Raw genomic sequence first — 12,304 nt, 5'->3', positions numbered from 1 at the left:
AGTGTCGACCCTTACATCGAAGTTTGTCAATATTCAGGCTAGGATCGATCGCATGAGGACCTTCGAGCTCACTCCCGTCGGCACCGGCACCGGCACCGCCGCGGGCGACGGCACGACCGCAGGCGCCTGCTGCAGCCCGCTCGTGACCGAGCCGATGGACGCCGCTCGCGCCGAACAGCTCGCACTGTCGTTCAAGGCGCTCGCCGACCCCACCCGACTGCGGCTGCTGTCGATCGTCGCGAAGTCGGAGGGCGAGGAGGCATGCGTCTGCGACCTCATCGAGCCCGTCGGCCTCAGCCAGCCGACCGTCTCGCACCACCTGAAGATCCTGACGAACGCCGGATTCCTCGAGCGCAGCAAGCGCGGCACGTGGGCGTACTACAGGCTCGTGCCGGGTGCGCTCGACCGGATGTCGCAGCTCCTCGCCGACGCCTGACGGCTCAGCGCCCCCAGGCCGACGCGGGCGCGGTGACGACCGGCACGGGCGCCGTGGACCACCACGCGCCGTTTCCGTAGTGGCTCGACGCCCAGGGCGACGCCCAGATCGCGCGCGCCGTGGCATCCGCCGACGTGCCGGCCTCGAGCCCCGCGACGATACCGGCGTAGAACGAGCGCTTCTTCAGATTGGATGCCGCGTACTCGGCCGCGGTCACGAGCGTGTCGTAGCTGCCGAGCCCGCTGCCGCCGCCCGAGCCGTAGCCGTTGTTCAGCGGGTTGTTGCGGTTCCACCAGTTGTCGGGGCCGTTCTCCTCGCGCATCCACTCGACCATGAGCCGGACGTTCTCGTCGGTGAGGGGCCAGTCGCCGAACACGAGCACGAGCTTCGCCCAGTCGTAGTTCGTGCCCGAGTCGACGAGCGTCTCGGGCCCGGTCGTCGTCGCGTAGCCCTCGCGCGACACGCTGGCCGGCGCGACGTCGCCGTCGACCTCGACCTCCTGCACCGCCCCGGTGAACGGCGAGACGGTGGTCACGGACGCCTCCGCGACAGGCAGGCCGACGCGCGGCAACGGGGCGAGCGCGAGCGTCGCGAGCAGGCCGGCCACCGCGACGGTCGCCGCGAGCGCGGTCGCTCTCCGACGACGGCCCGACCGCGCAGACGACGGACGCCGCGTGGACGATCCCCTCGCCGCGCGGCGCTCCCCCGGTGGCTGCGCCATGTCTCGCATCGGGGGGCGAGGCTAGCAAACCTGCCCGACCGCCGCCATCCGAACGACGGGCTTGACATCGGCTCATCCCGTTCGGGGAGGTTCGCCGCCGCCGCGCGGGTAGGGTGCCGACGTGGACTTCGCTGCGCTCCGCCGACACCCCGACCTCGAGGCACCGGGGCTGGCCGCGGCCGATGCCGCGGACCGGCTCATCCTCGACGAGTCGGCGTCCGCGCTCGCCGACGTCGCGGCCGCGCCCGGCTCGGTCGTCGTGATCGACGACGCGTACGGGGCGCTCTCGCTCGGCGCGGTGGACGCCGGTGCGCACGGCGTCCGTGTGCACGTGGACCCGATCACGGGCGAGCGCGCGCTCGCCGAGAACGCCGAGCGGCTCGGTGTCGCCGCCGGAGAACGGCCCGCCGCACTGCCGCTCGGGACGGACCTGCTCGCGGGCGCCCGCGTCGTGCTGATGCGACTGCCCCGATCGCTCGACCGGCTCGACGAGGTGGCCGGGCTGATCGCGCAGCACACGGCGCCCGACGTGCGCGTGTTCGCCGGCGGCCGACTCAAGCACATGTCGCTCGCCATGAACGACGTGCTCGGCCGGTGGTTCGAGCGCGTGGACGTGACGCACGCCCGCCAGAAGTCGCGCGTGCTCATCGCCTCTGGACTCCGGCCCGGATCGGATCGCCCCGCGGCGGACTGGCCGCGTACCGCGCGCGACGAGGCGCTCGGGCTGGAGGTGGTCGCGCACGGCGGCGTCTTCGCCGGGAGCACCGTCGACATCGGAACCCGCTTCCTGCTCGGCGTGCTGGGCGATGCGGTGCCGGATGCCGCAACCGCCGTGGACCTCGCCTGCGGGTCGGGCGTCGTGGCCGCCTGGCTCGCACGGGAGCGCCCGCGACTCGTGGTGCACGCCTCGGACCGGAGCGCCGCGGCCGCGGCATCCGCTCGCCTGACCGTCGCCGCGAACGGCGGTGCCGAACGCGTCGACGTGACGCGCGCCGACGGCCTCGAGCACCTGCCCGACGCGAGCGAGCGGCTCGTCGTGCTGAATCCGCCGTTCCACTCCGATGCCGCCGTGCACACCGGGATCGCGTCGCACCTCTTCGCGGAGGCCGCACGCGTGCTGGCGCCGGGCGGTGAACTCTGGTGCGTGTGGAACTCGCACCTGCGGTATCGGACGCTGCTCGAGCGGATCGTGGGACCCACGCGACAAGTCGCGCGCAACCCGAAGTTCACGGTCACGGCGTCCACGCGGATCGCCGCATCGCCGCCCTCCTGAGTCCGTCGCGCGCGAAGCTCCTTCGCATGAGGTTCCGATCGTCGGCCGGACGTGCCACTCTCGAAGGGTGACCAGCACGGCCGCGACGAGCCGTCGTCGTCTCCCGACGGGGACGGTCACGTTCCTGTTCACGGATGTCGAGGGATCGACCCGCATGGTGCAGGCTGCCGGTGGGCGCTGGCCGGCGCTGATCGCCGAACACGACCGGCTGCTGCGCGAGGCCATCACGGGCAGCGGCGGCACCGTGGTCAAGACCGAGGGCGACGGGTTCTTCGCCGCATTCGCCTCGGCGATCGACGCGGTGGCGGCCGCCGTGGCGGGGCAGCGGGCGATCACCGGTCACGACTGGCCCGACGAGTTCGCGCCGAGCGTCCGGATGGGCCTGCACACGGGGCTCGGACTGCTCGGCGGCGACGACTACATCGGCCTCGACGTCCACCGTGCCGCGCGCATCATGGCCGCGGCCCACGGCGGCCAGGTCGTGCTCTCGGCATCGACCGCCGCGCTCGTCGAGCACGAGCTGCCCGACGGCGTCGCACTCCGCGATCTCGGCCGGCACCACCTGCGAGACCTCTCGCAGGCCGAGGCGATCTTCCAGCTCGACATCCCCGGCGCTGAGACGCGCTTCCCCGCACTGCGATCGCTCGAGGTCGTACCGAACAACCTCCCCGAGCCGGTCACGCACTTCGTGGGGCGACGGCGTGAACGCGACCGGGTCCGCGAGCTCCTCGAGTCCTCGCACGTCGTGACCGTCACCGGCACGGGCGGCACGGGCAAGACCCGTCTCGCGCTCCAGGTCGGCGCCGAGATCGGCGAGCGATTCCGCGACGGAGTGTTCTTCGTCGACCTCGCTCCGGTGGATGATCCCGACGTCGTCCCGTCCCAGATCCTCCGCGCGCTCGGCGAGGAGGCCATGCCCGGCAACCGGCCGCCGCGCGACGCGCTCCTCGACCGCGTGTCCGATCTCGAGGTCCTGCTCATCCTCGACAACTTCGAGCAGGTCATCGCCGCCGCGCCGGTCGTGGCGGACCTCGTGTCGGCCGCACCGCGATCCCGATTCCTCGTCACCTCGCGCGGTCCGCTCCGGATCGCGGCCGAGCAGGAGATGCCGCTCGAACCCATGGACCTGCCCGACCGGCACGACCGTGCCCTCGCGACCCAGGCGGACGCGGTCGCGCTGTTCGTCGACCGGGCCCTCGCCGTGCGACCCGACTTCGCGGTCACGCCGGAGAACGCCGATGCGGTGTCGGAGCTCGTACGCGGGCTCGACGGGCTGCCGCTCGCCATCGAACTGGTGGCCTCCCGCGTGCGGCTGCTGCCCGTGCCCGAGATCCTCGCCAGGCTCGACCCGGCGCGTCCCGGCACCGGCACCATCGACCTGCCGGCGCGGCAGCGCACGATCGAGGGCGCGATCGCGTGGAGCCACGACCTCCTCGACCCGCCCGTGCAGGTGCTCTTCGCGCGGCTCGGCGTGTTCGCCGGCGGCGCCGACCTCGAGCAGATCGAACGCGTGTGCGACGACGTCGACGTCGACCTGCTCAGCGGCCTCGCGGAACTCGTCGACCAGGGTCTCCTCCGGCAGGTGGCGGCGCCGGGCGGTCGGGCCCGGTTCCGCACCCTGCACGTGATCCGCGAGGTCGCGCTCCTGAAGCTCGAAGCGAGCGGAACGGCCGATGCCGTGCACCGACGCCATCTCGAGGCGTACGTCGACTGGGCGGAGGAGGTCGCCGAACACGTTCTCGGCGAGGACCGCTCGGAGTGGCTGGACCGGTTCGACGCCGACCACGACAACGTCCGCATCGCGCTCGACTGGGCGGCCGTGCACGGCGAGGCGGATCTCGCGCTGCGGCTCGCCGCCGCATCATGGCGCTTCTGGCAGTCGCGCGGCCACCTCTACGAGGGCCGGAGCCGGCTCGAGACCGTGATCTCGCTCGAGGGGGGAGACGCGAGGAACCGTGCGCGTGCCCTCGAGGCGCTCGGCGGGGTGTACTGGTGGCAGGGCGACATCGAGCGCTGCGTGCCGCCCTACCGGGAGGCGCTCGCGATCCAGCGCGAACTCGGTGATCCGGCCGAGATCGCGAACGCGATCTACAACTCCGCGATCGGGCAGTCGGTGGCCGCCGTCACGACGGGCGTCACCGACGAGGTGCGCGTCGAGGTGTACGGGCTCTACGACGAGGGCGAGGCCATCTACCGCGAACTCGGCGACGAGAACGGGCTCGGCAACATCACGTGGGGCCGGGGCCTCGCCGTCTCGGACCTGGACGACGACCTGACGCAGGCGCTCGAGCTCTTCCATCGGAGCATCGACCACTACCGGAGCGCGGGCAACGAGTTCGGGATGGGCTGGGGGATGTTCGAGGTCGCGATCTTCTCGGCGAGGATCGGCGACCTCGAGTCCGCGTGGGACTACCTCGAGGAAGGGCTCGAGCTCTTCGCGCCGCACCGCGACGTCTCGGCCGTCGTGCTCTTCCTCTCGCTGGCCGCCGCACTCGCGCAGGCCGCGGGCGACGAGGAGCGCGCCGCTCGCCTCGCCGGAGCGGTGCACGGACTCCGGAACTCGTCGGGCGCGAAGATCGTCGACCATGAGATCACGCGGATCCGGGGCCTCTCCATGGAGGAGCTGGACCCGACGCGCGACGACCTCGAGCCCATCTACTCGGCGGGCACGGCGATGGACTTGTCGCAGGCGGTCGCCTTCGCGCTCGGCCGCACCGTGCCGGTCGACGGGAGCGACGGCGACGAGTGACCACGTGGCGGGTCGAGTCGGGACGAATGAGGACGTGCGAGCGGGCCGGGAGCGTGTCAGTCTGGGATCGTGACGTCCACCATCGAGCAGCTCGACGCCGACCTCGTCACCGACGAGGCCGTGCGCCCCGACCTGCCCTGGCAGACGATCGTGTGGGACGACCCGGTCAACCTCATGACGTACGTGACCTACGTGTTCCGCAGCTACTTCGGCTACCCGCGCGAGGAGGCCGAGCGGCTCATGCTGCAGGTGCACCACGAGGGGCGCGCGGTCGTCGCATCCGGCAACCGCGAGGCCATGGAGCGTCACGTGCACGCCATGCACGGCTACGGGCTGCAGGCGACCGTCTCGAAGGCGGAGCCGTGATCGTCGCCGGGCGCGAGGGCGGCGCCGACGGCGTGCGGATCGTGCTGGAGACCGAGGAGGCGATGCTCCTGTCCGAGCTCGCCGACCAGGTCGACTCGGTGCTGCTCCTCGGCGGCGACGACGACCCGGCGCTCGGACGGCTCTTCCCCTCCGCATACCCCGACGACCGGGAGGCCGCGCACGACTTCACGCGCTACACGCGCGACAGCCTGGTCGACGGCAAGCGGCAGGCCGCGCAGTCCGTCCGCGACGCCACGGCGACCGAGCGCGACGCCGGCGTCGTCGAGATCGAGCTCGACCAGGCCCAGGCCTGGGGCTGGCTGACCTTCCTCACGGACCTCCGGCTGATCCTGGCCGAGCGCGTCGGCGTGACCGACCCCGACGAGGCCGAGCCGGCCGACGACGAGCGCGACGACTACCTGCGCGCCGCCTACGAGTGGGCGGGCATCGTGCAGGGCTCGATGCTCGAGGTCCTCGACCCGCTCGGCCGCTGACGGGCCGAAAGTCCCGTCGGCTCCCCTCCGATCCGTAGGAGCATGCGCGTGAGCACGCCCATCGGGGCGTGCGGGGATGGAGGCACGCCATGTCCGACACGAATGTCACCGGATGGGTCGGCTGGGGTTGGTTCGCCGGGGTGATGATCATCATCTCCGGCGCGATCGGCGCCATCTACGGGCTCATCGCGATCCTGCTCCCGGACAACACGTACTTCCTCAAGCCGTCCGACGGGGAACTCCTGATCCTCAACGCCGCGGGCTGGGGGTGGCTGCACCTGTTCCTCGGGCTCTTCCTCGTCCTCGTCGGCGTCGCGCTGCTCGCCGGAGCGTCGTGGGCGCGGGTCGTCGCGATCATCCTCGCGGCGTTCAGCGTCCTGGCGAACCTCATGGTGCTGCCCCTGCAGCCCTGGTGGTCGGCGATCGTCATCGCGGTCGACGTGTTCGTGATCTACGCGCTGACGGTGCACGGCAAGGAGCTCGCGGTCCGACGCTGACGTGCGATCGGCGGCGACGCGGCCGCCCGGGTCCACCGGAGCGGCGATGGCCCATGCGCGGTTCCGGCTGGCAGTCTGGTGCGGCAGGCCCGGCGGCCGCGCCGGCGGACGGCGCGACGGGTTCGCACGAGCGGAGGAGCGATGTCCCAAGCGTCGTCGATCGCGGGGATCCTGCGGGAGCCCACGCGCACGACCGAGTCGATCGAGTCGAGTGCCCTCATCGTCGGGGCGATCGTCTTCGTCGTCGCCGCGCCCGTCGGCCTGATCCTGTTCTGGGGGCGGGACCTGCCGATCGCCGGGCCGGGCTCGCTCGGGACGAGCGTCGCGATCGGATCGGCGATCGCGGGCATCCTCGCCTTCGTCGCCGGACGGATGGTGCTCAGGCGTCGGTTCGGACCGCAACCCGACGATCCGGCCGTGGAGGAGGCCGCCGCGACGCGAACCGCGACGGGCCCGCGCGGGGTAGAAGCGCCACCGCTGCACTGGTTCGACGTGGCCGCGCTCGCGCTCGCCCACGGCGTCATCGCACTGCTCGGCTGGACGGGGCTCGCCGACGTGCTCGAGCAGAGCTTCCTGGGCGCCGAGGTGTTCCCGATCCCCGGCGCGCTCCTGTTCGGCGTCTCGCTGGCGCTGACGGCCTACGTCTGCTTCCTGTCGTCGGTGCGGATGACGCCGATGCTGCTCTCGATCGTCCTGGCGGCCTTCCTCGTCGTCGGCGTGATCACCGCGATGCTGAGCTCCAGCGATCCGCTGTGGTGGGAGAAGAACCTCAGCGCGCTCGGCATGACCGACGACGTGTCGGCACTCGCGTTCAACCTCACGCTGATCATCGCCGGGGCGATCGTCACGATCGTCGCCCGCTACGCCACGGCCGGACTTCCGGTCACCACGGACCGCGACCGTCGCGGCCGCGACTACGTGCGATACGGCCTCGTGGCCATCGGGATCCTGCTCGCATGCGTCGGCATCTTCCCGGTGGACGAGTTCTTCGCCGTGCACAACACGGTCGCCACGGGCATGGCGGTCGTCTACACGATCATCGTCATCGGACTGCCGCGCTTCCTGCCGTCGATGCCGCGCGTGTTCGTGATGCTCGGCTGGGTCTACGTCGGCGTGATCGTCGTGCTCGGCGTGTTCTTCGCGGTCGGGTACTACAACCTCACCGCGGTCGAGCTCGTGGCGGGCCTGCTCATCTTCAGCTGGATCATCCTGTTCCTCCGGAACACGGGCTCGGTGGGGGCGAGGCGGGTGGTGGCGGTCACCGCCTGACACGGCCGACGGCCGGGCACCCGCAGGCGCCCGGCCGTCGGCGGAGCGGTGTCAGGCGCCGAGCGCCTTGGCCTTGATCGCCTCGTACTCCTGCGCGCTGATCGTGCCGGCGTCGAGCAGAGCCTTCGCCTTCGCGATCTCGTCGGACGGGCTCGCCGAGCCGCCCGCGGTCTGGCGGATGTACGCGTCGGTCGCGGCCTGGGCGTCCGAGGCCGCCTTCGCCGACCGCTGCGCCATGCCGTTGCCGCGCGCGATGAGGTAGACGAGCGCGGTGAGGAACGGCAGGAAGATCAGGAAGAGGATCCACACCGCCTTCCACCAGCCGTTCAGCTCGTGGTCGCGGAACAGGTCGCCGATGATGGCGAACAGCGCGAAGAGGTAGGCGATGAATGCGAAGCTCCAGAAGAAGATCCAGATGAAGCTCCAGAGATTGCTCCAGTCCACGGGGGTGAGCCTTTCCAGTCGTCGACGGGGACGCCGGATGCCGCCCCCGAGCGTCACACTAGCGGCGCGGCGGTGCCGAACGTCAGGATTTCACGCAGAAGAGGTGAACTCTCTCCGTACGAGGGGCTCCGGGTATGGTGCAGCGGGCATCGCAGCACCTAAGGTGCTGAGCGGGGGGTTGCGATGACTGCATTCGAATACGGTCCGGTCGACGTCTACGCGGTGAGCTTCCAGGGGGATCGCCTCGACGAGGCGACGGCGAGCGCGCTGGGTGAGCTCATGGTCGGCGACGAGATCCGGCTGCTGGACCTGCTGATCGTCTCGCGAGGCGACGACGGCGAGGTCACGGTCCGCGAGTACGAGGAGTTCCGCGACGAGGCGGGCTTCACCGTCGTCGAGCTCGAGGCGTCGGGAGTCATCGGCGACGAGGACATCGACGAGCTCGCGGACTCGATCCCGCCCGGCACGTCCGGCGCGATCATGGCGGTCGAGTTGCTGTGGGCGAAGAAGATCGCGTCGGCGTTCGCCGCCGCCGGCGGCGAAGTGCTCCAGGTGGAGCGGATCCCGGCGACGGTCGTGAACGAGGTGCTCGCCGAGGCGAGCGACGAGGAGTAGGGGGAATCATGCCGATTCGGAGGATGGGTCGACCCGGTCTGATCGGGATGGCCGCGCGGACCGCGGTGGTCGCGGGCACCGCGACCGCGGTGAGCGGGCGCGTCGCGCACCGCCAGCAGGGGAGGTACGCCGACCAGCAGGCCGAGCAGCAGGCGGCCGCCCAGCAGCAGTGGGAGGCCGAGCAGTACCAGGCCCAGCAGGCGGCGGCCCAGCAGGCCGCCATGCAGGCGCCGCCGCCGCCGGCGCCCGCCGCAGGCGGCGTCGACGTGGTTGCAGAGCTCCAGAAGCTCGCCACGCTCAAGGAACAGGGCATCCTGAGCGACGCCGAGTTCGCCGCGGCGAAGGCGAAGCTGCTCGGCTGACGGGCTCGCGGCATGGCGGAGGAGGGGACGCGCGACGGCTGGAAGCGCGCCACCGAGATCGTCGGCGTCTTCCTGCTCTCCACCGTCGCCGTCCTGACCGCGTGGTGCGGGTTCCAGGCCTCCAAGTGGGGCGGCGAGATGTCGATCGCGTTCAGCCAGGCCTCGAGCGCCCGCATCCAGGCCGCGAGCGCGGAGGGCGAGGCACGGGCGGCGGAGACCTTCGACCTGACGATCTACGCCGCCTACATCGAGGCCGTCGGCAACGGCAACGAGGAGCTGGCGGAGTACATCCGGGCGCGATTCACGCCCGAGTTCGAGGTCGCCTACATCGAGTGGGTCGCCGACGGCGAGGTCGAACGAGCGCCGTTCGCGCGCGAGGAGTACGTGCCGGAGGGGACCGAGGAGGCGCAGGAGCTGAACGCCCGAGCCGACGAGAAGTTCGCCCAGGCCCTCGAGAACAACCAGCGCGGCGACAACTACTCGCTGCTGACCGTGCTGTTCGCACTCGTGCTCTTCCTCACCGCGATGTCGCAGCGCGACATCGCGCCGTGGGTGGCGCGGACCCTCCTCGGGCTCGCGTTCGTCGTCACGATCATCGGCGTCGTCATCATGGCGACCTTCCCGATCCGGATCTGACGGCATGAGCCCATCGCATCCGGAGCCCCGAACGGCGCCGCCCTCGCGCGCGCCGCGCAGACGGCCGTTCGCCGGCCTGACCCGAGCGAACCTGGTCCGCGAGCTCGGTGCGGGCGTGACGCTGCTCGCGATCGCGGTGCCGCTGAACATCGGGTACGCCCAGATCGCCGGGCTGCCGCCCACGGCGGGCCTGTACGCACTCGTCGTGCCGTCGATCGTGTTCGCGCTCACGGCCTCGTCGCGACAGCTCGTCGCCTCGCCGGATGCCGCGGCATCCGCCCTGGTCGCCTCGTCGATCGGCGGGCTGGCCGTCGCGGGAAGCGCCGACTACGCGACCATGGCGCTCGCGCAGGCGATCATCTGCGGCGTCGTGTTCGTGCTCGCCGCGGTCTTCCGGCTCGGCTTCCTCGCGAGCTTCCTCTCGAAGCCGGTGCTCGTCGGGTTCATCGGCGGCCTCGCCCTCGACATCCTCGTCAGCCAGATCGCGAAGATGCTCGGCGTTCCGATCGACTCCAGCGCGGAGTTCGTCGAGAAGCTCGCCGAGCTCGCCGAGAACCTCGGCGAGGCCGACGTCTGGTCGGCGGTGATCGCGATCGCGTCGGTGCTCGTCCTCGTCGTCGGCCGGCGCATCGCCCGACTCGTGCCCTGGGCGCTGGTGGTGCTCGTCCTCTCGACGATCGCGGTGGTCGTCCTCGACCTCGACGGCGCCGGCGTCGACGTGCTCGGCGAGGTGCCCGCCGGTCCGCCCGTGCTGACCTGGCCGATCCTCGACTGGGCGACGTGGTTCGCACTCGTGCCGTCGGCGCTCGCCCTGGTGCTCGTGACCATCGCCGAGGGCCTGCTCGTCGCCCGCGCCTACGCCGAGCGGAACGGCTACCGCGACGAGCCCGACCGCGACCTGTTCGCATTCGGCCTCGGCAACCTCGCGGCCGGCGCGACCGGCGGATACGTCATCGGCGCCTCCGCTTCGCGCACCGCCGCGGTCGACCTCGCCGGGTCGCGCACCCAGCTTCCGGCCGTCGTGGCCGCGGTCGGCACCCTGCTCCTGCTGATCTTCGGCACCGCGGTGCTCGCCGACATCCCGTCACCGGCGATCGGCGCCGTGGTGGCCGTCGCGGTCGCGCCCCTGCTCGGGTTCCGCGAGTTCGCGCAGCTCTGGCGGACGACGCGGTTCGAGTTCTGGATCGCCGTGGTGTGCTTCGCGGCGACGCTGTTCATCGGCGCCATCCCCGGCATCCTCGTCGCGTTCGTGCTCGCGCTCGTGAACCTCGCGCGCCGTGCCGCGCGCCCGGCGCTCGACGTGCTGGCCGCCGACGGCGAGCCGGCCGATTCGCTGCTCGACCCGGCGCCGAAGGGCAGCGTCACCGCCCCGGGCGTCGTCGTCGTCCGCCTGGCCGCCCCGCTGTTCTTCGCCAACGCGGCATCGTTCGCCGATGCGGCCAGGAGGGCGGTGACGGATGCCTCGGAGCCGGTGCACCACCTCGTGCTCGACTGCGAGGCGATCACCGACCTCGACGTGACGGGAGCCGAGGCCTTCGCGTCGCTGCGCGCCTGGCTCCGCGAACACGACGTCGCACTCTCGATGAGCCGCATGCGGCCCGGCGTCCGTGCCGGGTTCGAGCGGTTCGGCCTGCTCGAGGGCGTCGAGGTGCACGAGACCAACCGGGCGGCCCTCGCCGCCGCAGCGACGGCCGCGACCTCGGCCCCCGCCCCGCTCGCACCGGACGACGAGGAGGACGCGCATGGGCGCAGCCATCGGTGACATCCTGCCGCTCGCAGTGGGCATCGCGATCAGTCCGATCCCGATCATCGCCGCCATCCTGATGCTGCTCTCGCCGAAGGCGCGCGCGACGAGCGTCGGGTTCCTCGGCGGCTGGGTCGCCGGAATCGCGGTCGCGGCGACCGTGTTCACCCTGCTCTCGTCGGTGCTGCCCCAGGGCGACGCGGATGACTCCAAGCCGATCAGCGCCGTGATGCAGCTCGTGCTCGGCATCGGCCTGCTGCTCCTGGCCCTCCGCCAGTGGCGCGGGCGGCCCGGACCCGGCGAGGAGCCGCCGCTTCCGAAGTGGATGTCCGGCATCGACGCGATGGGCGCCGGCCGGGCATTCGGGCTCGGATTCCTGCTCGCGGCCGTGAATCCCAAGAACCTGCTCCTCGGCGCGGGTGCGGGCCTCGCGATCGGATCGGCGGGCCTCGGCGCCGGGCCCGCCGCGGTGGTCCTGCTCGTGTTCACGGTCATCGCCGCGGCATCCGTCGCCGTCCCGGTGATCGCGTACCTCGTGGCATCCGATCGCATGGCGACGCCGCTCGAGCGCCTGCGCGGCTGGCTCGTCCACAACAACGCGACCGTGATGGCCGTGCTCCTGCTCGTGATCGGCGCCGTGCTGATCGGCAAGGGCATCGGCAACTTCTGACCTCGGCGCCCCGTGGCTCCGACGACGA

At 71.8% G+C, this 12,304-nt stretch carries 14 protein-coding genes; 12 read left to right on the top strand and 2 right to left on the bottom strand.

Features of this window, described 5'->3' with window-relative positions; translation table 11 throughout:
• The first annotated feature begins 52 nt into the window (after positions 1 to 52).
• Positions 53 to 436, top strand: a complete 384-nt coding sequence (locus tag ACIQH8_RS09495; RefSeq protein WP_400997562.1) for an ArsR/SmtB family transcription factor — start codon at positions 53 to 55, stop codon at positions 434 to 436.
• Positions 437 to 440: 4 nt separating this feature from the next.
• Here the strand turns inward: ACIQH8_RS09495 and ACIQH8_RS09490 are convergent, their stop codons facing one another.
• A complete protein-coding gene (locus tag ACIQH8_RS09490; protein ID WP_400997559.1) occupies positions 441 to 1,043 on the bottom strand; it encodes a hypothetical protein in 603 nt (200 codons plus the stop codon).
• 235 nt (positions 1,044 to 1,278) lie between these two features.
• Here ACIQH8_RS09490 and ACIQH8_RS09485 point away from each other — a divergent pair, with 235 nt between their 5' ends.
• The 6 genes from ACIQH8_RS09485 to ACIQH8_RS09460 all read left to right on the top strand — a co-directional run bounded on the left by ACIQH8_RS09485 (position 1,279) and on the right by ACIQH8_RS09460 (position 7,805).
• Positions 1,279 to 2,430 (top strand): class I SAM-dependent methyltransferase, encoded by a 1,152-nt coding sequence (locus ACIQH8_RS09485; protein ID WP_400997557.1) that lies wholly within the window; start codon positions 1,279 to 1,281, stop codon positions 2,428 to 2,430.
• A 67-nt stretch (positions 2,431 to 2,497) separates the two neighbouring features.
• Positions 2,498 to 5,179: an adenylate/guanylate cyclase domain-containing protein gene (locus ACIQH8_RS09480; RefSeq protein ID WP_400997555.1), complete on the top strand. Its 2,682-nt coding sequence runs from the start codon at positions 2,498 to 2,500 to the stop codon at positions 5,177 to 5,179.
• 69 nt (positions 5,180 to 5,248) lie between these two features.
• A complete protein-coding gene (clpS, locus tag ACIQH8_RS09475) occupies positions 5,249 to 5,545 on the top strand; it encodes an ATP-dependent Clp protease adapter ClpS (RefSeq protein WP_400997552.1) in 297 nt (98 codons plus the stop codon).
• Positions 5,542 to 6,039 (top strand): DUF2017 family protein, encoded by a 498-nt coding sequence (locus ACIQH8_RS09470; protein WP_400997549.1) that lies wholly within the window; start codon positions 5,542 to 5,544, stop codon positions 6,037 to 6,039. The genes clpS and ACIQH8_RS09470 overlap by 4 nt, the downstream gene beginning before the upstream one ends.
• Before the next feature lie 89 nt (positions 6,040 to 6,128).
• The gene (locus ACIQH8_RS09465; protein ID WP_400997546.1) at positions 6,129 to 6,536 is read left to right on the top strand and encodes a hypothetical protein; all 408 of its coding nucleotides are present in this window, start codon (positions 6,129 to 6,131) and stop codon (positions 6,534 to 6,536) included.
• 141 nt (positions 6,537 to 6,677) lie between these two features.
• Positions 6,678 to 7,805: a hypothetical protein gene (locus tag ACIQH8_RS09460; protein ID WP_400997543.1), complete on the top strand. Its 1,128-nt coding sequence runs from the start codon at positions 6,678 to 6,680 to the stop codon at positions 7,803 to 7,805.
• Positions 7,806 to 7,856: 51 nt separating this feature from the next.
• Here the strand turns inward: ACIQH8_RS09460 and ACIQH8_RS09455 are convergent, their stop codons facing one another.
• Complete coding sequence (locus tag ACIQH8_RS09455; RefSeq protein ID WP_400997541.1) at positions 7,857 to 8,249, bottom strand: SHOCT domain-containing protein; 393 nt, start codon at positions 8,247 to 8,249, stop codon at positions 7,857 to 7,859.
• A gap of 183 nt (positions 8,250 to 8,432) precedes the next feature.
• Between ACIQH8_RS09455 and ACIQH8_RS09450 the strand changes: the two genes are divergently transcribed.
• From ACIQH8_RS09450 to ACIQH8_RS09430, 5 genes are read left to right on the top strand one after another with little or no spacing between them, the layout of a single operon-like run.
• Entirely contained in the window at positions 8,433 to 8,864 is a 432-nt protein-coding gene (locus ACIQH8_RS09450) for a DUF6325 family protein (protein WP_400997538.1), read from the top strand.
• Between the two features lie 47 nt (positions 8,865 to 8,911).
• Positions 8,912 to 9,226, top strand: coding sequence for an SHOCT domain-containing protein (locus ACIQH8_RS09445; protein ID WP_400997535.1), 315 nt, complete (start codon positions 8,912 to 8,914; stop codon positions 9,224 to 9,226).
• Between the two features lie 12 nt (positions 9,227 to 9,238).
• The gene (locus tag ACIQH8_RS09440) at positions 9,239 to 9,862 is read left to right on the top strand and encodes a hypothetical protein (protein ID WP_400997532.1); all 624 of its coding nucleotides are present in this window, start codon (positions 9,239 to 9,241) and stop codon (positions 9,860 to 9,862) included.
• Between the two features lie 4 nt (positions 9,863 to 9,866).
• Positions 9,867 to 11,624 (top strand): SulP family inorganic anion transporter, encoded by a 1,758-nt coding sequence (locus ACIQH8_RS09435; RefSeq protein WP_400997530.1) that lies wholly within the window; start codon positions 9,867 to 9,869, stop codon positions 11,622 to 11,624.
• The gene (locus ACIQH8_RS09430) at positions 11,605 to 12,276 is read left to right on the top strand and encodes a GAP family protein (RefSeq protein WP_400997527.1); all 672 of its coding nucleotides are present in this window, start codon (positions 11,605 to 11,607) and stop codon (positions 12,274 to 12,276) included. Before ACIQH8_RS09435 ends, ACIQH8_RS09430 begins: the two co-directional genes overlap by 20 nt.
• Positions 12,277 to 12,304 lie beyond the last annotated feature (28 nt).

Source organism: Agromyces sp. GXQ0307 (assembly GCF_044769845.1).
GTDB lineage: Bacteria > Actinomycetota > Actinomycetes > Actinomycetales > Microbacteriaceae > Agromyces.
The sequence above is the reverse complement of the archived record's forward strand: the minus strand, read 5'-3'. Positions and strand labels throughout refer to the sequence as shown.

Excerpts from the sequence above, each read along its gene's own strand:
- ACIQH8_RS09495 (WP_400997562.1), top strand. The coding sequence starts at position 53 with ATGAGGACCTTCGAGCTCACTCCCGTCGGCACCGGCACCGGCACCGCC.
- ACIQH8_RS09465 (WP_400997546.1), top strand. The coding sequence starts at position 6,129 with ATGTCCGACACGAATGTCACCGGATGGGTCGGCTGGGGTTGGTTCGCC.
- ACIQH8_RS09460 (WP_400997543.1), top strand. The coding sequence starts at position 6,678 with ATGTCCCAAGCGTCGTCGATCGCGGGGATCCTGCGGGAGCCCACGCGC.
- ACIQH8_RS09450 (WP_400997538.1), top strand. The coding sequence starts at position 8,433 with ATGACTGCATTCGAATACGGTCCGGTCGACGTCTACGCGGTGAGCTTC.
- ACIQH8_RS09445 (WP_400997535.1), top strand. The coding sequence starts at position 8,912 with ATGGCCGCGCGGACCGCGGTGGTCGCGGGCACCGCGACCGCGGTGAGC.
- ACIQH8_RS09440 (WP_400997532.1), top strand. The coding sequence starts at position 9,239 with ATGGCGGAGGAGGGGACGCGCGACGGCTGGAAGCGCGCCACCGAGATC.
- ACIQH8_RS09435 (WP_400997530.1), top strand. The coding sequence starts at position 9,867 with ATGAGCCCATCGCATCCGGAGCCCCGAACGGCGCCGCCCTCGCGCGCG.
- ACIQH8_RS09430 (WP_400997527.1), top strand. The coding sequence starts at position 11,605 with ATGGGCGCAGCCATCGGTGACATCCTGCCGCTCGCAGTGGGCATCGCG.